The organism is Bacteroidota bacterium, assembly GCA_018831055.1.
Lineage (GTDB): Bacteria > Bacteroidota > Bacteroidia > Bacteroidales > B18-G4 > M55B132.
The window spans coordinates 1-23,571 of record JAHJRE010000151.1; the positions used below are offsets into that span (position 1 = coordinate 1).

Annotated in this window: 20 protein-coding genes; 6 read left to right on the forward strand and 14 right to left on the reverse strand. The window is 45.6% G+C overall.

The features are described 5' to 3' along the window. The 5 genes from KKA81_09835 to KKA81_09855 form a co-directional block, all read right to left on the reverse strand. Positions 1-610 (reverse strand): hypothetical protein (locus KKA81_09835; GenBank protein ID MBU2651222.1); only part of this gene is annotated, 610 nt, incomplete at its 3' end. Between the two features lie 3 nt (positions 611-613). Then, positions 614-1,105, reverse strand: coding sequence for a dihydrofolate reductase (locus tag KKA81_09840; GenBank protein MBU2651223.1), 492 nt, complete (start codon positions 1,103-1,105; stop codon positions 614-616). A 133-nt stretch (positions 1,106-1,238) separates the two neighbouring features. Then, positions 1,239-2,033, reverse strand: coding sequence for a thymidylate synthase (locus KKA81_09845; GenBank protein MBU2651224.1), 795 nt, complete (start codon positions 2,031-2,033; stop codon positions 1,239-1,241). A 14-nt stretch (positions 2,034-2,047) separates the two neighbouring features. Further along, positions 2,048-3,364: a Na+ dependent nucleoside transporter gene (locus tag KKA81_09850; GenBank protein ID MBU2651225.1), complete on the reverse strand. Its 1,317-nt coding sequence runs from the start codon at positions 3,362-3,364 to the stop codon at positions 2,048-2,050. Positions 3,365-3,369: 5 nt separating this feature from the next. After that, a complete protein-coding gene (locus tag KKA81_09855; GenBank protein MBU2651226.1) occupies positions 3,370-3,942 on the reverse strand; it encodes a bifunctional nuclease family protein in 573 nt (190 codons plus the stop codon). A gap of 233 nt (positions 3,943-4,175) precedes the next feature. Between KKA81_09855 and KKA81_09860 the strand changes: the two genes are divergently transcribed. Together KKA81_09860 and gcvP are read left to right on the forward strand one after the other, a co-directional pair. Next, the gene (locus tag KKA81_09860; GenBank protein MBU2651227.1) at positions 4,176-6,596 is read left to right on the forward strand and encodes a sodium-translocating pyrophosphatase; all 2,421 of its coding nucleotides are present in this window, start codon (positions 4,176-4,178) and stop codon (positions 6,594-6,596) included. 184 nt (positions 6,597-6,780) lie between these two features. Next, positions 6,781-9,648 carry an aminomethyl-transferring glycine dehydrogenase gene (gcvP, locus tag KKA81_09865; protein ID MBU2651228.1) on the forward strand — a complete coding sequence of 956 codons (2,868 nt, stop codon included), beginning with the start codon at positions 6,781-6,783 and terminating at the stop codon, positions 9,646-9,648. Positions 9,649-9,725: 77 nt separating this feature from the next. Here gcvP and KKA81_09870 read toward each other — a convergent pair whose 3' ends face one another. The 5 genes from KKA81_09870 to KKA81_09890 form a co-directional block, all read right to left on the reverse strand. Further along, a complete protein-coding gene (locus KKA81_09870; GenBank protein MBU2651229.1) occupies positions 9,726-10,928 on the reverse strand; it encodes an aminotransferase class I/II-fold pyridoxal phosphate-dependent enzyme in 1,203 nt (400 codons plus the stop codon). Positions 10,929-11,024: 96 nt separating this feature from the next. Then, positions 11,025-11,777: an SDR family oxidoreductase gene (locus KKA81_09875; protein ID MBU2651230.1), complete on the reverse strand. Its 753-nt coding sequence runs from the start codon at positions 11,775-11,777 to the stop codon at positions 11,025-11,027. Between the two features lie 8 nt (positions 11,778-11,785). Further along, complete coding sequence (locus KKA81_09880) at positions 11,786-12,406, reverse strand: rhomboid family intramembrane serine protease (GenBank protein MBU2651231.1); 621 nt, start codon at positions 12,404-12,406, stop codon at positions 11,786-11,788. Between the two features lie 4 nt (positions 12,407-12,410). Then, on the reverse strand, positions 12,411-13,235 hold the full coding sequence (locus tag KKA81_09885; GenBank protein MBU2651232.1) for a cytochrome c biogenesis protein: 825 nt from the start codon (positions 13,233-13,235) through the stop codon (positions 12,411-12,413). Further along, positions 13,228-16,173: a serine hydrolase gene (locus tag KKA81_09890; GenBank protein ID MBU2651233.1), complete on the reverse strand. Its 2,946-nt coding sequence runs from the start codon at positions 16,171-16,173 to the stop codon at positions 13,228-13,230. Before KKA81_09890 ends, KKA81_09885 begins: the two co-directional genes overlap by 8 nt. 158 nt (positions 16,174-16,331) lie before the next feature. On the opposite strand from KKA81_09890, the gene KKA81_09895 reads away from it, so the two are divergent. The 4 genes from KKA81_09895 (at position 16,332) to KKA81_09910 (ending at position 20,110) form a co-directional block, all read left to right on the forward strand. Continuing rightward, positions 16,332-17,174, forward strand: a complete 843-nt coding sequence (locus tag KKA81_09895; GenBank protein MBU2651234.1) for a transketolase — start codon at positions 16,332-16,334, stop codon at positions 17,172-17,174. Positions 17,175-17,186: 12 nt separating this feature from the next. Further along, on the forward strand, positions 17,187-18,506 hold the full coding sequence (locus tag KKA81_09900) for a VWA domain-containing protein (GenBank protein ID MBU2651235.1): 1,320 nt from the start codon (positions 17,187-17,189) through the stop codon (positions 18,504-18,506). An 85-nt stretch (positions 18,507-18,591) separates the two neighbouring features. Next, positions 18,592-19,545, forward strand: a complete 954-nt coding sequence (locus tag KKA81_09905) for a transketolase family protein (protein MBU2651236.1) — start codon at positions 18,592-18,594, stop codon at positions 19,543-19,545. A 28-nt stretch (positions 19,546-19,573) separates the two neighbouring features. After that, positions 19,574-20,110: a shikimate kinase gene (locus KKA81_09910; protein MBU2651237.1), complete on the forward strand. Its 537-nt coding sequence runs from the start codon at positions 19,574-19,576 to the stop codon at positions 20,108-20,110. Here KKA81_09910 and KKA81_09915 read toward each other — a convergent pair. The 4 genes from KKA81_09915 to KKA81_09930 all read right to left on the reverse strand — a co-directional run. Next, positions 20,088-21,137 (reverse strand): ATP-binding cassette domain-containing protein, encoded by a 1,050-nt coding sequence (locus KKA81_09915; protein MBU2651238.1) that lies wholly within the window; start codon positions 21,135-21,137, stop codon positions 20,088-20,090. The two genes, KKA81_09910 and KKA81_09915, sit on opposite strands and share 23 nt — an antisense overlap. Continuing rightward, entirely contained in the window at positions 21,134-21,919 is a 786-nt protein-coding gene (locus tag KKA81_09920; protein ID MBU2651239.1) for an ABC transporter permease, read from the reverse strand. Before KKA81_09920 ends, KKA81_09915 begins: the two co-directional genes overlap by 4 nt. A 9-nt stretch (positions 21,920-21,928) precedes the next feature. Then, positions 21,929-22,993 carry a hypothetical protein gene (locus tag KKA81_09925; GenBank protein MBU2651240.1) on the reverse strand — a complete coding sequence of 355 codons (1,065 nt, stop codon included), beginning with the start codon at positions 22,991-22,993 and terminating at the stop codon, positions 21,929-21,931. Then, a partial coding sequence (locus KKA81_09930; protein ID MBU2651241.1) for a substrate-binding domain-containing protein occupies positions 22,990-23,571 on the reverse strand: 582 nt, incomplete at its 5' end. The genes KKA81_09925 and KKA81_09930, both read right to left, overlap by 4 nt.

Below are 23,571 nucleotides of genomic sequence, written 5' to 3' on the forward strand. Positions count from 1 at the left end.
AAAAAATATCATCGGCTGTGATCATTGTACCATTCCCTTCTGTTTGATAGCTTTCAAAAAAGCATTTCCAGGAAAAGCTGCCGGTTGGAATAGTATCGTTCAGAAGGGTTATCCGCGCACTGTCAACGGTGTATTGATATCCTGGCGTGCCGGGCATAATCATGCCCATAAGTGTAATGGTCTGGTGTCCTTCCACCCTCATATCCTGCACACAATGATCCATAAAACTTATGTTGGCTATGCATCCAGAGTCGCCGGGCCATTTCGATAAAACAGCAGTGTATCCTCCCCGTCGGACTCTTCCGTCGGGACACATCCTGAAAAAATCTCCGTAATCAACCTGGATGCGGAGTGATGGCAATGTGTCGAAAGTGACATCAGCAGTGTCGATGATTGCATGACCATGCCGGATCAGGGTGGTGTCGTGAAAAGCCATGTGTATCATGTTGAAAATATCCGCATACACCTGATTAGCTCTCACATGGCATTTTGCAGCCACAAGATTGGGGTTATAATCGGTTTCCTTATTTTCTTTCTTACAGGAAGAGAGTGTTAAGGATAGTGACGGAAGGAGCAGTAGAGGAATTATCAGTTTTCCTGGAAATTTCATCTTTTACTTTCTTTGGTAAGTAAGGAACGAGTAAGAAAGGGAATTATTTTCATTTGTTTGTAAAGGACTTTCTTCCATCAATGCCCAATCATCTTCCGTGATTTCAGGAAAAAATGTATCTGCATCAAAATCCTTGTGCACTTTGGTGATATAGAGTTTTTCGGCTAAGGGCATGAATTGCCGGTAAACGGAACCTCCGCCGATGATGAAACATTCCATGTCACGGGGGCATTTTGCTAAGGCTTCTTCGATAGAGAAAACGGTTTCACAGCCATCAAATGTGTCGTTAGGGTTGTCGGTGATCACAATATTGAGCCGTCCGGGCAAGGGTCTTACAGGCAGCGATTCATAGGTTTTCTTTCCCATGATCACAGGATGCCCGGATGTAATTCTTTTAAAGCGTTTAAGGTCATCGGGTAAATGCCATAAAAGCTGGTTGTCTTTTCCAATGGCGTTGTTCCGGGCTATGGCTACGATGATGGAGATGGTTGGCATGGGTTATATGGTTATATTGTTATATGGTTATATGGTTGGTTTGAGGGTTTGGGTGATGAGTGATGAGTTGTCGCTTGCAAACTGTCGCCTGTAACTTTGTGTTCATGTTCTCCGATACTCATATAATATTTTGTTAAACCGATATTTTTCCTTTAATGTGCGGATGGGATTGGTAGCCGCTTAGTTCGAAATCGTGATAATCGAAGTCGAAGATATTTGTTATAGCAGGATTTAGTTTCATTTCAGGAAGCGGATAGGGTTCACGTGACAACTGGAGTTTAACTTGTTCCATGTGATTCAAATAAATATGGGCATCGCCAAGAGTATGTACAAATTCGCCGGGGCGGAGCCCGGTGACCTGAGCCATCATCATTGTCAGCAGAGCGTAAGAAGCAATATTGAAGGGTACGCCCAGGAATATGTCACAGCTTCTCTGGTATAGCTGGCATGAGAGCCTTCCGTTGCTCACGTAGAACTGAAACAGGATGTGACAGGGTGGGAGGGCCATTTTATCCAGTTCACCTACATTCCATGCACTCACGATATGCCTCCTTGAATCCGGATTATTTTTAATATTCCCAATCACCCGCGATATCTGGTCAATGCTTTTCCCGTCGTTTGTTGGCCAGGATCGCCATTGGTATCCATAAATATGACCAAGTTCCCCGGAGGCGTCTGCCCATTCGTTCCAGATAGTGACACCATTTTCGTTGAGGTAACGGGTATTGGTTTCTCCCTTCAGAAACCAGAGCAGTTCATAGATAATGGATTTCAGATGCAGCTTCTTGGTTGTGAGCAACGGGAATCCTTTTTCAAGGTCGAAGCGCATCTGGTATCCGAAAACACTGATGGTCCCGGTTCCGGTTCTGTCGGTCTTTTCAACCCCGTTTATTAATACGTGGTCAAGCAGTTCAAGGTATTGTTTCATCGGTTAAAAATTAGTTACCCCAGGATCATACCTACGAGGGTAGCCGACAACAGAGAAGCCATGGCTCCACCCAATAATGCTTTGAAGCCGAGTTGCGACAGCAGGACTCGTTTGCCCGGGGCCAGTGCACCGATGCCTCCGATAATGATCCCGATGGATGAGATATTGGCAAAACCGCACAGCATATATGTTGCCATGATAACAGATTTACTGTCCTGGAAGGTGCCGGCAGCCAGCAGGTCCCCAAAACTAAAATATGCTACCATTTCGTTCATAATGATCTTTTCTCCCATGAGTTGCCCGACTGTAGCGATATCCTGCGCCGGGACACCCATAGCCCAGGTCAAGGGGGCCATGGTATAACCCATGATGAACTGAAGGCTAAGACCTTCATAACGGTTTTGAGTCAGCACAGCTATTCCTTCGTTGAGGGTAGTCCAGTCACCAATCTTAAACAAGATAAAATTGACCATAAAAACCAGAGCGATGAAAACAATGAGCATGGCTCCCACGTTCACGGCCAGTTTTATTCCCTGTGTGGTACCGTTTGCGATGGATTCGAGGACATTAGCCCCAACTTGTTCACGGGAAATGCTGATCCCGCTTGTAATGGGCTCGGTCTGGGGCAAAAGTATCTTTGCGATGACTACGGCACCGGGGGCTGCCATCACGGAGGCAGTGATAAGATGCTTGGCAAACATTAATTGGCCTTCGTATTCAGCACCACCAAGTATACCTATGTATATACCCAACACACTCCCGGCGATGGTAGCCATACCGCCAACCATGACCAGGAACATTTCCGAACGATTCATCTTTTCAAGGTATTCTTTGATGAGCAAAGGTGATTCGGTCATACCCAGGAAAATGTTGCCCGCCGTTGAAAGGCTCTCCGCTCCCGAGATCCTGAGTCCTTTGGTTAAAAGCCAGGCAAGGATATAAACAATCTTTTGTATGATGCCAAAATAAAACAGGATGCTGGTTAAGGCGGAAAAGAAAATAATGGTTGGGAGTATCTGGAACGCGAAGATAACCCCGAACGATTCGACATCCATCAGGTCACCGAAAACAAATTCACTGCCGCTCTTTGTGAAATCAAGTATTTTGATGAACATCATCCCGAGCAGTTCAAAAAAGGATTTGATAAAGGGTACCTTAAGTACTGCGATGGCGATGATAAGCTGAAACAGTAATCCCAGGCCCACGATCCTCCATGAAATAGCACGGCGGTTTGAACTGAAAACCCACGCAAGACCGATCAGGATTACAAGCCCGAACAATCCCCGCATCAATGAAATAAAGGAAAACCCTCCGCCGTCATATATCTCCATATCAATTATTTTTCCCTGTTTTGTATTTCATCGCGTATCCTGGACGCTTTTTCATATTCTTCTTTTTCAATAGCTTTGGCAAGTAGTTCCTGCAGTTCTTCGATAGTCAGGCTGGTATATTCACTTTTGCGGGATTTTGTATGGGAAGGTGCATCCGTAATATTTTTTTCTTCCATCACGATCCCTGCTTCTGACATAATTTTTTCGTAGGTATAAATAGGGCAGGAAAAACGTATAGCCAGGGCGACAGCGTCTGAGGTCCTCGCGTCTATCTCACTTTCCTGGCCATCGTGGATGCAGATCAACTTTGCAAAAAACACCCCTTCTATAAATTTGTCGATGATCACTTCCTTCAGGAAAATGCTGTAATGATCTGCGAAATTCTTGAAAAGATCGTGGGTGAGTGGACGGGAGGGTTTCATCTTTTCCAGTTCAACCGCGATGGCCTGGGCTTCAAATCCACCGATAATGATGGGTAATCTTCTTTTTCCGTAAGTCTCCCCAAGTATCAGGGCATAAGCGCCACTTTGCGACTGGCTGTATGACATACCTATGATTTCAAGCTGTATTTTATCCATTTGGCCCTGAAAGATTACGAAAACCGCCAAGATATTACCGACCGGTTTCCTAATTACAAATGTAGAAAAAAATTGTAAGAATTAACTCAATGAACACATATAAGCACATGAAGGTTCAAAATGATTTTGTATGTTCAAATTAATAGCATGATGCTTATAACTTTTACTTGGATAATAGTATTACTTTTTTATTTTTGCTTAACGATTAAATTAATCCTAAAAAATACGTGCATATGAAAAAAGCTTTAGCATTGTTGTCTGTTCTGTTACTGCCTGCTCTCACTTTTGCAAGTGAAGCCGATCTGGTAATTCCCGGAGAGATTAAGTCGCAAACTATCCTTTACTGGGGTTTCCTCATCACTATCGCAGGATTTTTATTTGGATTATACCAGTTTATTAAAATCAGGAAAATCCGTGCCCACCATTCCATGCTGGAGGTGGCCGGAGTGATCTTTGAAACGGCAAAGACATATCTTTTCCAGCAAGGAAAGTTCCTGGCCATTCTGTTCCTTTTTATCGGTGCTGCTGTAGCCTTTTATTTTGGCTGGCTTTCGGATGCGGGATTTGGAGCAGGGGGTGTGCTGATGATACTGGGATGGACCGTTGTCGGTATTCTGGGATCATACAGTGTCGCATGGTTTGGTATTCGTATGAATACTCTTGCCAATGCCAGGATGGCTTTTGCTTCTCTTGAAAGAAAACCCATCAAGCTTTTAAATATTCCTTTAACTGCAGGAATGAGCATCGGGGTGGTATTGATTTCTCTGGAACTAATCATGATGCTCATCATTCTTATGTTCGTCCCTGGTGAATATGCAGGGGCCAGTTTCATCGGGTTTGCTATTGGTGAATCTCTGGGCGCCTCAGCTCTCAGGATTGCCGGTGGCATTTTTACCAAAATTGCTGATATCGGTTCCGATCTCATGAAAGTGATCTTTAAGATCGGCGAAGATGACCCACGCAATCCGGGAACCATTGCCGATTGTGTTGGAGATAATGCCGGCGACAGTGTAGGCCCAACAGCTGACGGTTTTGAAACCTATGGCGTTACCGGTGTGGCACTGATCTCATTTATCCTGTTGGCCGTTATTAGCCCTGAATACCAGATTACTTTACTTACCTGGATATTCGTTATGAGAATCCTCATGATCGTAACATCCATTGTTTCGTATTGGCTTAATGGCGCCATTGCCAATGCGAAATACAGGAATGCCGATGATATTGACTTTGAGCGTCCACTGACTTCACTGGTTTGGATCACCTCTATCATGTCGATCGTTGCAACTTTTATTGCCAGTTATTTCATCATTGGAGATCTTCCTAACAACCTGTGGATCTCTCTCTCAGTGATCATCAGTGCCGGAACTTTAGGAGCAGCTCTGATCCCGGAGTTTACTAAAATCTTTACAAGTCCGAAATCACGTCATGTGAACGAAGTAGTGGAAGCTTCCAAAAAGGGGGGAGCATCGCTGAATATCCTTTCAGGGCTGGTGGCTGGAAATTTTAGTGCTTTCTGGATGGGCCTGGTATTTTTTGCATTGATGTTCATCGCTTACTATGCAAGCGGATTTGGGTTGAGTGAGTTGATGATTTACCCGTCTATTTTTGCTTTCGGACTTGTTGCTTTTGGAATGCTGGGAATGGGTCCTGTTACGATCGCAGTAGATAGCTACGGGCCTGTCACCGATAATGCCCAGTCTATTTATGAACTTTCCCTTATTGAAGAACAAAAGGGGATAAGCGAGGAAATTGAAAGGGATTTTGGTTTCAAACCTGATTTTGAAAAATCGAAGTACTACCTTGAAGCGAATGATGGCGCGGGAAATACCTTTAAAGCAACGGCCAAGCCTGTGTTGATCGGTACGGCTGTTGTAGGTGCCACTACTATGATCTTTTCCCTGATCCTGGTGATACAACATACATTGCATATTGATCCTCCCCTGATCCTGAACCTTCTTAATCCATACTCTATCATGGGATTCCTGCTGGGTGGATCTGTGATTTACTGGTTCACCGGCGCTTCCGCCCAGGCTGTGACTACCGGCGCAGGAAGAGCAACGGATTATATCCGTAAAAATATTAACCTCGATCCTAATGCCGAAAAGAAAGCTTCCGTCGAGAAGTCTAAAGCAGTGGTGAAAATTTGCACCCTTTATGCTCAAAAAGGAATGTGGAACATTTTTATAGCCATCTTCTCTTTTGCACTGGCTTTTGCTTTCCTGGCAGCTCCTTCAGGATTTACGGAAACACTTGGGCTTGACGAAAAAATAGCCTTTGCGGCACCGGTTTCCTTGTTTGTAAGCTACCTGCTTTCCATTGCGTTCTTCGGGCTTTTCCAGGCGGTGTTCATGGCCAATGCCGGAGGTGCCTGGGATAATGCCAAGAAAGTAGTGGAAGTGGATATGAAGGAAAAAGGTACCCCCCTTCATGAGGCAACCGTGGTAGGTGATACCGTGGGAGATCCTTTTAAGGATACCTCCTCCGTTGCCCTGAACCCTATTATCAAATTTACTACGCTGTTCGGCCTCCTTGCAATGGAAATTGCACTCGCAGCGCAGTTCAGAGACCTTGCACCGTGGTTCGGACTGGGGTTCCTGGTGGTTGCATTGGTATTTGTTTACCGGTCGTTCTATAAAATGAGAATTAATGGTTAGTAAAATAGTTACAAGCTGCCAGTTTCAGGTTACAGGGTGCAACCTGAAACCTGTAACCTATAGCTTGTAGCCTGCTCCCTGTACCCTTTGTTATTTTTTTAACAATCCCTTCCCCAAAGGTAATAATCTTGCAAAGATTATTACCTTTGGGGTTTTAAAAAATAACCGTTAAAACAGGGGATAGATGATAAGTAACAATTTCATTTTCAGGCACAACGGACCAAGACCCGGGCAGATCGGGGAGATGTTGTCCACTATCGGTGTTTCATCGCTGGATGAACTGGTAAACCAGACTATTCCTGCATCCATCAGGATGAAGGAAGCATTGGATTTACCGGAGGGGATGAATGAGTACCAGTATATTAATCATCTGAAGAAGCTGGGTGCAAAGAATAAGCTTTTCAGGACCTATATCGGGATGGGGTATTACAACACCATTACGCCGGGAGTTATTACCAGGAACGTCCTGGAAAATCCAGGATGGTATACTTCCTATACTCCCTATCAGGCAGAAATAAGCCAGGGTAGACTGGAGGCCTTATTGAATTTCCAGACCATGATAGCAGACCTCACAGGCTTGCCTATTGCCAATGCATCATTGCTTGACGAAGGGACAGCCGCTGCAGAAGCCATGGTCATGTTTTATAATTCCAGGTCAAGGTCGCAGGTAAAGGATAATGCAAATAAGTTTTTTGTATCCCATGGTCTATTCCCGCAGACCATAGAAGTACTGAAAACAAGGGCCTTACCCTTGGGTATTGACCTGGTTATGGGTTGTGCCAACGAGGTTGAAATTGATAAGTCGTATTTTGGAGCCATTGTACAGTATCCCAATCAACATGGAAGCATCCGGGATTACCGGAGTCTTGTGGAAAAGGTACATTCTGTGGAAGCCGGTATAGCTGTAATTTCAGATATCATGAGCCTGGTTATGCTTACCCCTCCCGGAGAATGGGGGGCTGATGTTGTTGTAGGTTCCACGCAACGCTTTGGTATTCCTATGGGCTTTGGAGGTCCTCATGCAGCATATTTTGCTACTACCGACAAGTATAAAAGGAATATCCCGGGTCGTATCATCGGTGTTTCCGTTGATGCTGCCGGAAACCGGGCACTAAGGATGGCCCTGCAGACGCGCGAACAGCATATCAAAAGAGAAAGAGCTACTTCAAATATTTGTACTGCTCAGGCACTATTGGCCTCCATGGCCGGTATGTACGGAGTATACCATGGTCCCGAAGGACTAAAGACCATTGCGAATGACATCCACCGGATGGCCCTGTTGCTGAACAAAGGATTGAGGCTGCTCGGATACGAAACTCCGGATTATTGTTTCTTCGATACAGTAAATGTAACCATGCCGCAGCCCGGCCTGACAGAAATCATCAGGAACAATGCTCTGGCTAAAAAGATGAATTTTAGGTATTTTGAGGATGGAAACATCGGCATCAGTGTTGATGAGACCACCAGTCACCAGGATATCCTTGACATCCTGGAGGTTTTTTCGTCTGCTGTGACAAAGCCATTGCCTGAAATCAATGAAAAGGACATTCAGGATTGTATTCCGGCGGAGTTTTTCAGGACCAGTGAATACATGACTCATCCAGTATTTAACTCCTATCATTCCGAAACGGATATGATGAGATATTTGAAAAAACTGGAGAACAAGGATTTAGCCCTTAACCGCACGATGATTCCATTGGGTTCCTGCACCATGAAGCTGAATGCTGCAGCCGAGATGTTCTCATTAAGTTGGCCTGAGTTTGCCCATCTGCATCCATTTGTTCCTGAAGATCAGGCCGCAGGATATCATGAAATGATCAACGACCTGGGAGATGCATTATGCCGGATCACCGGGTTTGATGGTATTTCCTTTCAGCCTAATTCGGGGGCTGCCGGGGAATATACGGGGTTGATGGTGATCAGGGCGTGGCATGAAAGCAGGGGAGAGGGACACAGGAATGTTTGCCTTATACCTACTTCGGCACACGGTACCAATCCCGCCAGTTCTGTCATGGCCGGAATGGAGGTTGTTCTGGTTAAATGCGATGAGCATGGAAATATCGACATAGAAGATTTGCGGAAGAAAGCCGAAGAACACAGCGGTGAGCTGTCGGCTCTTATGGTTACTTACCCTTCAACCCATGGGGTTTTTGAAGAAGGTATCCTGGAAATTATTGACATAATCCATAAAAACGGCGGACAAGTTTACATGGATGGAGCAAATATGAATGCTCAGGTAGGGTTGACGAATCCGGGTATCATTGGTGCTGATGTCTGTCATCTGAACCTGCACAAAACCTTTGCTATTCCTCATGGTGGCGGTGGACCGGGAGTTGGACCCATTGCCGTTGCCGCTCACCTTACGCCATTCCTGCCGGGACATATTATGGTCCGTACAGGCGGCGAAAAAGCAATCAGCGCCGTATCATCTGCTCCCTTTGGCAGTGCAATGATACTCCCTATTTCCTATGGCTATATTAAAATGCTGGGTGGAAACGGTCTGACGGAAGCAACCCGTTATGCCATCCTGAATGCCAATTACCTTAAGGCACGCCTCGAAGGCCCATATAAAATTTTATATGCCGGAAAAAATGGTCGGGTAGCACATGAGTTTATCATCGATTGCAATGCATTCAGCAAAACGGCCGATGTTACCGTGGTGGATATCGCCAAACGACTTATGGATTATGGATTCCATGCTCCAACGGTTGCCTTCCCTGTCCATGGTACATTAATGGTTGAACCCACAGAAAGCGAACCCCTTCAGGAACTGGAGCGCTTTGTAGAGGCAATGTTGTCCATCAGGGAGGAGGTTCGCGCCATTGAAGAGGGGAAAGCGGACAAGGGCAACAATGTGGTTTCCAATGCCCCTCATACCTTGTCAATGGTTATGAAAGGGGATTGGAGTTTCCCGTACGAAAAACAAACGGCTGCTTTCCCGGTCAATTCACTTTATGAAGCCAAATATTGGACACCCGTGACGAAAATTGATGATGCTTATGGTGACAGGAACCTTATGTGTACCTGCCCATCAATAGAAGATTATAAATAGTTATGGTTTGGAAGCCGATAAAAAATGCCGGGTTTATCAAACCTGGCATTTTTTATTGTCAGTTTCACAGTAAAAGGTTATCCGATCAGCTTCATTTCCTGAAGTATTTTTTTCATTTTTTCCCAGGAAGCATTTATATCGTTATCAAGCCCGACGGAGAAACGGATCAGTCCTTCCGATAACCCCATTTCTTTCTGAACGTCTTCCGGCACTTCCGACGAGGTACTTTTTCCGGAATTACTGAAGAGGGTTTTGAAATAGCCCAGGCTTACAGCCAGATAACCGATATCATCCTGTTGCATCCTTTCCATGAATTTGCTTGCTATGGTTGAGGTACCCAGGTCAATGGCAATCATTCCCCCAAATCCGAAATCTTCATTCATAATATTTTTAAGTGTCTGATGTCCGGGATGATCAGGTATACCCGGGTATATGAACTTCAGTCCGGTTTCACGGAAACGATCTGCCAGGAATTGCGCGTTGCGGCTATGTTGCTTCATCCGGATATGCAATGTATGCAGGTTTTTCAGGATAGAGGAGGAACGCATGGGGTCCAGAACAGGCCCGAGTAACATGGCTGTTCCTGAATTTACATCGCTTATTGCATTGATGAATGAATTATCCGCACAGATTGCCCCGGCTACACAGTCGTTTTTCCCGTTTACAAACTTGGTCATGCTGTAAACAACAATATCGGCACCATGCATGGCGGGAGTGACGATCATGGGTGAAAAGGTATTATCGACCACGAGCTTGATTCCATGCTTCCTGGATATTTCAGCAAGCCTGGGAATGTCGGAGATCTGCAGTAACGGGTTCGTAATGGTTTCGGTGTAAATAACCTTAGTGTTCGGGCGGATTGCCTGTTTTACCGACTCCAGGTCGGTGATATTGACAAAACTAACTTCAATGTTATATTTGGGAAGCCAGTTTTGCAGGAAAGCAAACGTCCCACCGTAGGTTGTAACACTGGTAATGATATGGTCACCCGCATGGCACAGTTGCAGCAGGGTTGTGGTAATGGCTGCCATCCCCGAAGCTGTGATCCATCCCGACCCGGTATTTTCCATGGCAGCCATGGCATCGGCCAGGTATTTACTGCTGGGATTCCAGTGCCTGGAATATAAAAAACATCCTTCCGCTTCACCATGGAAAGTATCAATCATTGTATTCGCTTCCAGGAAGGTAAAAGTGGATGAATCACAAATAGAAGGGTTCACATCCCCGAACTCGCCAAACTGGCGAAGCATCTGAATTTTGTAGGCTGGGTCGAATTTCATGGTTATATTGTTATATAGTTATATTGTTATACTGTTATATTTGCCCCTGTAAACTGAATCTCTCCTTTCTCTCCTCTCCTTTCTATCCTCTGTTGTTCAGCTCCTCAAATACGACGCCCCATTCACATCCACAATACATCCTGTCATATAATCTGTTTGCTCCCCGGCGAGGAAAAGCGCAAGCCTGGCGATCTCTTCCGGTTGGGCTGCACGGTTCAGCGGGCTTTGCATCTTAATGTCATTACCTTCCGGGCCTTCCAGGATGTCTTTCGACATATCTGTCTCCACAAATCCCGGGGCAATGGTAAAGACCATAATATTATCTTTTGCCAGGGCCTTAGCCATCGATTGCCCCAGGGAATTCAAACCGGCTTTGGCGGCTCCATAGGGCCACGACATCGGTTCACCTCTGAAAGCACCCCGCGAAGTTATATTTATTATTTTACCCCCTCCATATACTTTCATGGATTTTGCTGCTAAATATGAAAGATGAGCAGGACCATGAAGGTTGATTTCCATCGTTTTCCTGTAAAAATCCTGGAACTCATCATAGGTAAGGTTCATAGCATCTGCCATTTCATAAATTCCTGCGTTATTAACCAGGATGTTTATCCTCCCTGCACGCACCAATACTTCATCAAACATTTCTTTCACCTGAACAGGATCGGCCAGGTTGGCTTTAACACGAAAATGACCCTGTCCCTTGAGACTTTTAACAACTTCTTCCGCTTCATTTTGATGGTTGTGGTAATGCACGGCTATTGTGGCTCCTGCTTCAGCAAACATCATAGCAATTGCTTTGCCTATGCCCCGTGAAGCGCCCGTTACCAATGCAGTTTTATTGTTCAGGTTTATATTCATAACAGGTAATCGGATATTTTTTGAATGAATTCCAAAACGATAACTGGCCTGGTGGCCACAATAAACAGGATGCCGAAAATTGCACCCCAGAAGTGGGCATTATGCCCGATATTATCCTTTCCTCTTCGGGCCATATACGCTGAGTAAACCAGGTATAATATCCCGAAAACAGCAGATGGTATTGGAATGGGAATAAAAAACAGGTAAATGGATCCGGTTGGATAAACCATTATACTTGCAAACACTATCGCAGATACAGCCCCTGAGGCACCTACAGCAGTGTAGTAAGCGTTATCCTTATTTCTTCCGAAATCCACAACGACAGAAAACAATATCCCTCCAAGATAGAGAAGGACAAAATACAGAAATCCCTTAATCCCGAAAAAATACGTAAAATAGGCCAATACTACATCTCCGAATGAATACAGTACAAACATGTTTATGAACAAATGCACCCAGTCGGCATGAAGAAAGGCATACGTAAAGAATCTCCAGCCTTCCCGGTTGTGCTTGATGGAATAAGGACTAAATCGAAGTTTGTCAAAAATATCCCTTCGGTTAAAACCCCATATGGATATTAAAACAGTTAAAGCGATGATGATATATAATATGGTCATAGTCTTACTGGTTTCCTGTCCCTACTTCACCTGTGCTATAGTCGAGCTCGGAACCGAACATGCTGTGTGGTACCAGATAAACAGCTAAAAGTACGATGGCGGCGGCAATCACCCAGCCTCTGTTTGACCGGTTCCTGAAAAGCCGGATCAGCGCGATCAGCCAGACGATAAAAGCAACCAGCGTTTTATTGTCTGTAAGGTCATGTCCGAAAGGCCAGCCGGTCCAGTAAGCCCCGAAGGCGTATTTTTGTACAACCGGTCCCAGTATCAACCCTCCTGTAAAGAACAAAATCACTGTGATCACAGTGAATGGTAAGGTGTTTTTGCCCTTTATCAAAGCTTCTATACCCGTCCGGGTCGAAAAAAGCATGGCCAGGAACATAATGATTACATGGGGTATTAAAACAGATAGAGGCACATAGCCTTTAAACCTCACTACAACGGATTCCTCAGTAAGGGAATATTCTTTACTGTCTTTTTCCAGGAAAACATTATATCTCACTTTTCCGGCGGGTGGCTGGTGTGGGATGGCGAGAAACAGCGTATCACCTTTCCTTTTTAAATTTTCCCTCGTTTCCTCTTCATTCGAATTGATCTTTTGGTATATATAAAATCCTGAAACTGAGGTGTCGGGTATAAGCAAATGGCAAATGGCATCTCCTTCACCTCCGTGAGATCTGATCATCTTATATTTATAAACATTATCATCAATGATGATTTCTCCCTTTTTATCATAGGTTGGTCCGGTGGAACGCTGATAGTAAGCAATGGCAAAGGTAAATAGGGTCACAAGCACCCAAATCAGGAAACTCCGAAGTTTTTTATTCATTCGCAGGGTTGGTGTTTGAAGTGTTAAACAAATCGTAAAATGCCTGATGTATTGTTGTTCGTATGTTTAGTTCAGAGATTTTATTGTTGGTGGCATCGGGATGTATCCTGTTCGAAAGGAAAACAAAGATCAAATCGTTTTCGGGATCTGCCCAGGCATAGGTTCCGGTGAATCCGCTATGACCGAAACTGGAAGGTGAAGCTGAGCGGCAGTTGGGGCCGCCTTCCTGATAATCCAGCATGGGTTTATCGAATCCCAAACCACGCCGGTTTTCAAGCAAAGGGAATTGGACACGGGTGAATTGGCGGATGGTAAGGCTATCGATATATCTCTCTCCGCCATAAGTCCCAAAATTCATATACATCTGCATGATAACGGCAATATCTTCTGCATTGGAAAAAAGCCCTGCATGGCCCGACACCCCGCCGAGCAAGGCGGCACCCTGATCGTGTACGTCTCCATGGATCAATTGATGCCGGAATGCTTTGTCATTTTCCGTTGGAATGATACGGTTAAGGCTGTGATGCCTCCTGGGTAGATATCCCGTATTCTGAAGCCCAAGCCTTTGGTAGAAATGCTCCTCTACATAGTCCTGAAGCGGCCGGTTGGTAATGCTTTCAGCAGCAATGGCCAACAGGTAAAACCCAAGGTCGCTGTATTTATATTCTTTATTGTCCTTTAACCCGGAAAACCTTATGCTGTCAATGATCACATTCCTGAACCAGGGACTTGTGTAAAGGTTTTCAGCAACCCTTACCGTGTGCTCCTCGTCAATGCTCCTGCTGAAAAGAGCTGTATCTGGCACCTGGTTCGAATCAAGAACATGAAGGTAATAGGGTATCCATGACCTGAATCCGGATTGATGCGCCAAAACCTCGCTGATGATGATGTTTTCTTTGTCGGTTCTTTTCAGGAAAGGGAGATATGACGAAAGCCGATAATCCGGATCTATCAGACTGTCGTCAGTAAGTTTCATGATCACGGGAGTCATGGCTGCTATTTTCGTGATTGAGGCCAGATCGTAAATGTCGTTTTCTTTCACCGCTATTTTGCTGTCATAGGTGTGATAGCCAAAACTCTTATTGTAAAATATTTTCCCGTTTTTGGCAGCCAGTACCTGGCATCCTGGAAAAGCCTTTTGCTTGATTCCCTCAAGCACAATTGAATCTATTGATGCCAGTGAGGATTCGTCAATTCCCAGCTCAGCGGGCAAAGAATGGCTGAGTCTGACAGACCGGGTACTGATTCCGGTTTTTTCAGGAAATGTGCCTGCACTTACCGGTAATATGCCCGATGCTTCAATACCTCCGAAAATCATTTGTGCGCTGATTTCCTGTGCATCCGGGTCATCCTGGTACGACATGATGATGGCATCGGTAAGGGTGTCTCCAAAATGAGATAAGGAGTACGGGCAGGCAAAAATATTCAGGATGGATTTATGACGGGCTGTGACTTCCCTTACAAGATTCAAGGCAGAAGGATCAATTCCGTAATAGGGTGGAGAGAAGGCACGGTTACCATGTATATCTATTATCACAAGATTATAGCCTTCAAGTTTATCCATGATCATAGATATTTCCTTTTCTCCGGGCGCAGTGCCGGATTTCACGCATGTGACGGGAGCGTATTTCGCAAGCATATCCTGGAAATACGTACCCGGACCTATCGACAGGCAGGCAATGCTCAGGGTATCCAGCCTTTTGAGGGGAACGAGGTCCTGTTTGTTTCTTAAAAGGGTAATGGCATCAGCAAAAAGCTGCCGGCGCAATACCCTGGCATCAACGTTGTTGATTTCTCGCTTAGGATCGCATAACCTGACAGTATCCCTATCATTCAACCCCGATAAGTATTTGCTTATCAGAACCTTTCTGCAACGTTGATCAATAGTTTCCTGGGAAAGGCTTCCTGAAGAAACAGCCTCCCGGATGGCTTTCATGGCGCGGGGTATATCCTGGGGCATCAAAAGGATATCGTTACCGGCCTGCAGGGCCATTACTTCAATCTCACCCGGACTGAAATATGCAGTAACGCCTTTCATGTCAAGGGCATCGGTGATCACCAGTCCTTCGAAACCCATTTGTTTTTTTAACAAGGTGTCGATCACAGAACCGGAAAGGGTGGATGGTCTCTGCCCGGTTTTCTCCAGTGCCGGGATGTAAAGATGGGCTGTCATGATCGCATCGGTTCCATTTCGGATCATTTCGCGAAAGGGATAAAGCTCCAGGGAGTCGAGTCTGGATTTATCATGTGTCAGTAAAGGTAGGGTATAATGCGAATCGGTTCCGGTGTCACCGTGGCCGGGAAAATGTTTTGCCACGGTAAGGATCCCTTGCGACTGCATTCCCTTCATATACATAATCCCTTTCCTGGAAACATTTTCGCGGGATTGACCGAACGATCGCATCCCGATAACCGGATTGGCAGGATTGGAGTTGATGTCAACAACCGGGGCAAAATTCATATGAATGCCCATTCTGTGACATTGTTTCCCAACTTCTACCCCCATCCTGTAAAGGAGGGAATCATCCTGAATAGCTCCTAAAGTCATTTGGTAAGGGAAAGTAATTATGCTATCAATACGCATACCTACACCCCATTCTGCATCAATGGCAACCAGCAAGGGTGTTTTAGCCATGGCCTGCCATTCGTTCGTTTGTCGCAACTGTGCAGCAGGTTGCCCCCTGAAAAATACCACTCCTCCGATATTATAATCGGAAATGTATTTTGCTATCTTTTTGTCGTAAGGTTTTCCGGGGTCGTTGGCTCTCACCAGGATCAATTGCCCGGCCCGTTCTTCGGGTGTAAGCGTTGACATTACCGAATCCGCCCAGACAGTGGCTAAATGCCGGTCATCCTGCGCCAATACCTCGTATTGTCCGGGTAATAAGCGGATTGCCAGTAATATCACTGCAAACCTGATGAGCGCCTGGTGATTCATATAAAACTATTTAGAACCCGTAAAAATAGATATATTTCAGGATTAAGGCTTTCTAATTTTTCAATTTTTCATAATAACCTTGATTTTTATCCAATTTTATTAACATTTTAACTCTGGAGTAGTCTTTTGGGTTATTTTTGAAAAAAAAGAAGGAAATAATGCGTTCTGTTAAGGAATTACAGGATCTTGCCACACAGGTCAGGCGGGATATCATACGGATGACAAACCGGGCAAAATCAGGGCATCCGGGAGGATCTCTCGGGTGTGCCGATTATTTTGTTGCTCTTTACTTTGATATCATGAAGCATAATCCCGGATTTTCCATGAGCGGGGAAGGGGAGGATGTTTTTATCCTGTCAAATGGCCATATCTCACCTGCTTTTTATAGTGTGCTGGCACGGAGCGGGTATTTTGAAGTGCCGGAACTGGGAACGTTCCGACATATTGGGTCAAGATTGCAGGGCCATCCTTCGGTGCAGGAAAAACTGCCGGGAGTGAGGATAGCTACGGGTTCCCTGGGGCAGGGATTATCGGTAGCCGTTGGGGTAGCTCTTTCCAAGAAACTAAAAAATGATAATCGGCTTGTATATTGTCTCACCGGTGACGGGGAGCTCCAGGAAGGCCAGATATGGGAAGCAGCCATGTTTGCTGCTGCCAAAAAGGTTGATAATCTCATCGTGGCTGTCGATTATAACGAAAAGCAAATCGACGGACCAATTGATGAGGTGTTGTCTCTTGGTGATCTTAAAGCTAAATGGTTGTCGTTCGGATGGGATGTACTCGAAATGAACGGGAACGACATGAACGATATCCTGGGAACAATGAAAATAGCGCATTCCATTGTTAATAATGGAAAACCCATTGTAATCCTGATGAAGACAGAGATGGGGTATGGAGTGGATTTTATGACCGGGACCCATCACTGGCATGGCGTTCCGCCTAACGATGAACAGGCCGAAAAAGCTCTTGCCCAGCTGGAAGAAACCCTGGGTGACTTTTAATATATTTCTGCGATGAAACGTATCTGCAAGATAGGTTTGATAGTGTTACTGCTTTTAGGGTCAGGAACTGCCATGTCCCAGGAGCCACAGTTTCAGAATCAAACCCCACCCGTTACCCGGATTATTTTCGTTTTCGACTTTTCACAAAGTATGTTTGGTCTCTGGCAAAGCGACCAGAAGATCAATATTGCACGCAAACTGCTGTCAAAGGTGCTCGATAGTCTCAAGACCAAGAACAATGTTGAACTGGCTTTAAGGGCATATGGTCACCTTAAAGAATATCCGCCTCAGGACTGTGATGACACCAGGCTTGAGGTTCCTTTCGGAAAAAACAACCACGAGCAGATAAAGAGCAGGCTCAGAAACATTGAACCACGCGGCACAACACCTATTGCATATGCACTCCAGAAAGCCGGCGACGATTTTCCTCCGTGCGACAATTGCCGTAATGTGGTTGTTCTGATTACCGATGGAATTGAAGAGTGCGGAGGTGATCCGTGTGCGGTTTCGCAGGAGCTGCAGAGGAAAGGTATTATCCTCAAACCATTTATCATCGGAATAGGCAGGAATTTTGAAATTGAGTTCGATTGTGTAGGTACGTATTTTGATGCCAGCAGTGAGAGCGAATTCAGCAACGCCCTGGATTATGTGATTTCACAGGCTCTAAACCCAACATCTGCCCAGGTAAACCTTCTCGACAAATTCGGTAATCCCACCGAAACCAATGTTAACATGACCTTCTACGATCATGTTTCCGGGAAGGTAAAGCATAATTTTATTCATACCATAAACCGGAAAGGGGTTCCTGATACACTGATCATCGATCCTTTGGTTACTTACGATATTGTTGTTCATACTATTCCTCCTGTTGTGAAAGACAGTGTTACTATTGTTTCAGGAAAGCATACCGTCATCCCCATCGAAACCCCACAAGGTTATCTGAGGTTGAAGATCGACGGATATGATGCCTCCATGCGTGGGCTTCAGTGCATCGTCCGTCGGAATGATGAACATGAAACCATCAACGTACAAAACTTTGGGCATACGGAAAAGTACCTGACCGGGTTGTACGACCTGGAAGTCCTATGTCTACCCAGAATTTATATAGATGACGTAGAAATTTTACAAAGTTCGACGACCACTGTCGAGATACCGGTTCCGGGGATTGCCGTTCTCACCAAATCGACACTTGGTTACGGCAGTGTTTATCTCGAAAAGGGCGATTCTCTCGAGTGGGTCTATAATTTTCGGGAGAACAATCCCAACCAGGAAACACTTATCCTGCAGCCCGGAACATACAGGGTGATTTTCAGGGCGAAATACATCGATTAAACGATTTTTGGCGTTGAACAGCAGTTCAGGGTCAATTCCGGAAGGACAACCAATGTTAAAATCTATAAATAGGATGGAAGTTGCAATGAAGACTTTTACAGTTCTGGATCACAAAGATACCCGTTCGGGTTTTGGAGATGCACTGCTTGAACTGGGCAAACGTAACCCCAGGGTTGTGGCACTGTGCGCCGATCTCACCGGTTCCGTCAAGATGGATAAGTTTGCAGGGGCTTTTCCCGATCGGTTTTTCCAGGTTGGGATAGCCGAAGCCAATATGATGGGGGTTGCTGCCGGCCTTGCCGTGGGTGGGATGATACCGTTTACCGGGACTTTTGCTAATTTTTCCACAGGGCGTGTTTACGATCAGATCCGGCAGTCTATAGCATACTCCGGAAAAAATGTCAAGATTTGTGCATCCCATGCCGGCCTCACCCTGGGTGAAGACGGGGCCTCCCACCAGATACTGGAAGATATCGGGCTGATGAAGATGCTTCCGGGCATGACCGTGATCAATCCCTGCGATTATAACCAGACATATCAGGCCACCCTGGCCATAGCCGATTACGAAGGCCCGGTATATCTGCGCTTTGGCCGGCCTAAAATGCCGAATTTTATTCCTGCCGATATGCCGTTCACCATCGGGAAAGCCATACTCCTCAGGGAAGGAGTCGATGTCACTATTTTTGCTACCGGTCATTTGGTGTGGAAAGCCCTTGAAGCATCCGTATTGCTTTCAGCTCAGGGTATAGAAGCTGAGGTGATCAATATCCACACCATTAAACCCCTCGATGAGGAGGCCATCCTGGAAAGTATTCGGAAAACACGCTGTGCCGTGACCGCAGAAGAACATGAGATTAACGGCGGACTGGGCGACAGTATAGCACAATTGCTGGTTAGAAAAATGCCGGCACCGGTTGAAATGATAGCCGTTATGGACACGTTTGGAGAGAGCGGAAAACCAGAGGAACTCCTTGCAAAATACAAACTCGATACACCGGATATTGTTACGGCTGCCCAGAAAGTACTGAATAGAAAATAAAATGGGAATTTGTCCCTGAAGACTTCTTATGAGAGTATTTCTTATCGGTTTTATGGGGGCGGGAAAAACGACCATAGGAAGACGGCTGGCTTCCAGGTTGAATTATGACTTCTACGACACCGATCTTTATTTCGAAGAAAAATACCACTATTCGATTCAAAACTTCTTCGCTCATTTTGGAGAGGAAAAATTCCGTGAGATGGAGAGGGACATTCTCCATGAAGTGATCAGTATTACACAAAATGCGGTGATTTCCACCGGCGGGGGAACCCCATGTTTTTATGGCAATATGGATGTTATGAAAAACAGTGGATTAACCGTTTATCTGCGGATGAAACAGGGTGCCCTCAAACATCGTCTGGAACATTCCAAAAGGCGCCGACCCGGTCTGGATACTCTTAATGAACCTGAATTGATCGCTTATATCGAAAAACTGATGTCTTTCAGGGAAAAATTCTACGAGTCAGCCCATATTTCTGTAGATGGGGAAAACTGTAAAATTGATGATATGGTGGTATTGATTGAAAATGCTATCGATGGCTTTACCGGTGACCCAGGAAAGTGATCTGACCTGCATTCAGAGTTACATGGATATCATCACCCTCTTTTAACCTACCGGCAAGGGGATGTGTTTCGGTAATGTTGATTATCAGGGATATGCCAATATTTACAGACAATTCGCACTGACCGGGATAACGGATAATTCTTTGTAGCTTTCCTGAAAAACAGTTTTTCTGATTGGGTGTATTGTCTTCATATCCAATATGAATGGCAGGTTGAGGAATCAATACCTTCATTTCACCCGGACCTGTTTTATGATCAATGTGAAGGCGTAGTTTTTCCTCCAGGATAAGTTCACCCTTTCCGGTTGAAAAAGCACTGTAATAGTTATGAAGTCCCATGAATCGGGCAACAAAACCTGACCGGGGAAGACGGATGATTTCCTCAGGCGTTCCATGTTGCAGGATGGTTCCGTTATCCATAATTGCCATACGGTGAGCAAGGGAAAATGCTTCATGGTAATCGTGGGTGACATGTATTACCGTCATGCCCCCTTTGTTGATTTCGCGGAGCAAATCAATGATATTATCTTTAAGTTGCACATCGATAGACGAAAGCGGTTCGTCGAGCAAGAGGCAATTGGGCTGTGTACCCAGGGCCCGGGCAATAATGACCCTCTGTATCTCGCCTCCGGATAAAGTACCCGGCATACGTCCAAGCAAATGCGTAATTCCTGTTTTTTCTGCGTTTGTCCTTATGATATCCTGTCTGGTTTTGTTTGTTAGGTTTCTGGAAGCCAGGGCATAGGCAAGGTTCTTTCTTACGCTCATGTGGGGGAAAATGGTATTTCCCTGGAAGATCATGCTGATATTTCGATTCCTCATTTTTTCCCGGGTGATGTCTTTCCCCTGCAGAAAAACTTTGCCTTTGTCGGGCAAGGTTAGTCCTGCGATAATTTCGAGCAAAACCGACTTGCCGGCTCCGGACGGACCTAAAAGCATGAAATAATCGCCTTCAGAAATCTCAAGGGAGATATCCTTTATCCTGAATTCTCCAACCTTTACCGATATACCTTCGAGTTTCAGCATCATCTTTGTATTTCCTGTTTTTGCGATAAAAGTCTGATCATGGCAAAGACCAGAAGGCATATGATGATGAAGAGCACCGAAACCGGCTGGGCATATTTTAATCCGAAGGTTACAAACCTCTCGTAAATAAGTACCGGCGTGATCATGGGGTGGTAGGCTACGATGACAACAGCGCCAAATTCACTCATGCCTCTGCCGAACATTAGAACAAGCCCGGAAACAATATTCCTCCATGCCAGGGGAAGGGAAATTGTCATAAACACTCTGAAAGGGGAGGCACCGAGGTTAAGCGCTGTCTTTTCGAGCCTTTCCGGAACGGAAGCGAACCCGTCGCGTGCTGCGTTGATCAGGAAGGGAACACTGACAAAAGCCATCGCGAAGGCTATTCCGGCAGGGTGACCAATAAAGTCTATCCCGGCTGCCTCCGCTATCTTTCCCACCCAGGTGTCCCTGGAGATAAATCCCAGGATGGCGATCCCGGCGGCAGAATGCGGTATGACAATGGGAAGGTCAATAATGAGGGTGATGATCTTCTTTCCTGGAAACGACTTCCTGGCTATTAACCAGGCAAAAGGAATACCCGCGATTGCGCATACAAGGGTTGCAGCAAAGGAAATCCCGAGCGTCCTGGTGATGCTGTCTCTTACTTCCGCTTCACCGGCCGTGACAAAGAGATTTTGCATGCTTGTATTTAAAAATATACTCAGCAAGGGCCCGATGATCAGTAAAAGCAAGAGCCCACCCAGAAGAATGCCGGCTATATGGAACCAGTTGATGCGCTTCATAGAAAAATCTTAGTACTGCCGGAAATAAATCCCGTTTACCGCTTTGACGGCACGGTCGGAGAAGAAATCACCGGCAGGAAAGATCCTGAATTTCCCACCGTTGTGCATTTCCTGGTCGGCACAAATTAGCACCTCCGACTGGTCGTTGCGGTTCATCACCTCGCTGTATGTGAATGCCACACGGTATCCGTCGAGGGCGGTGATGGTAAATAGCCCGCAACACAGCCTTTCCCTTGTTGCAGGCAGGCTTCCTGCAAAAAGATCTTCCATCATGAATCCTGTAAATCCTTTTGACTTATGGATCCCGCGACCCCTGCCGTAAAATACGGTGCGGTAATCTAAAAGGGAAAACCCTTCGGGTACTGCTGTGATGGTTGTCAAAGGCTGACCTTCCACAACAACCTCAAATCCCGGAGAGTAAAAAGGGTCAATATTCCTGTCAACATTGTATGATTCGGGGATAGACCTGACGGTGATCTGGTTGGGAGAGCTGATGTTCCTTTCCGTGATGAGATCGGTGGAAACAATGAGTTTGCTTTCGGATGGCAATGGCCACAACTCATTGGTCTTCGAGGGAACGATACGCATCACCTCAGTGGCAATGATGATCTCATGAAGATGGTTGGGATAATAGATCTCACCCCAGGAAACCAAAACTTTCTCGCCTTTTGCATTTCCTATTTCCACGAAAAGGTCGATGATGGGCTCGAATTCAGTTGCGTTTTTCTTATCCAGGATACGGCTGTTCAGGATATCCAGGAGAGAATAGCCATCGTAACGGTATGCACCGGTGAAGGTATCTCCATCCCCGGTAAGCCTGGTCTCTTTTACGATTACCGTATGTTTGGGAAGAGCGCTGAAATCAACCTGTCCGGGATTTTTTATCTCCCCGTTTACCAAAAGCTCAGTAACCGGAAGGGATACCGTTGGGGCATTGTCGTAAAAGTAATTGGTAGCATCCGTGGTGTCGGCAGGATAGGCTTCCATGGTAGCTTCCTGTTTAACAGGATCACTGCAACGGAAAAGGAGAATCAGGGCAGCGAAGCCCAGGATAAATGTGCTTACTCTTTTCATGGGTTATATGTATTGATATTGTTATAATCTTCCTGAGTCGGCTTTATCGTTCCCTGCCCGTTTTCACGCATTATTCTCATTCCTTTGCCCTCATCCAGCATGAACCTGACAAACTCTTCCGCGAGGGGCCTGTTGGGTGCATCCTTGATGATGGTGACACCATAAACCATGGGTTCTCCGTATTTTATAATGCTGTCGCCGGGAGATTTTCCCGATACCGCCACACTACCCTTCCTGTAAAAATCCGACCATGCCGGATCGCTGAGGTTGATCTCTGCCGGAAGCGTTAGGTAAGGGAGTTCGTGCTGTTTAGCGACAGACTTGTAAATAAAAATATAATCTATGGTATGGCTCTCCAGGAGGGCAAGCAGGTCTGTCTCCTTGGGGCGGATATATCGCTGGTCCTTTTCCAGGATCTTATTTGCCAGTCCCGGGACTTCATAAAACTGCTCCGCAAGCTTCAAGGTGATCACGGTGCGATACCCACAAGGGTCGGAATCGGGGTTGGAGCGGCCGTAATTGATGTTTTCGTTCAGTAATATGCCATACCAGTTCTTATCATGGATCGTGTCGGCGCC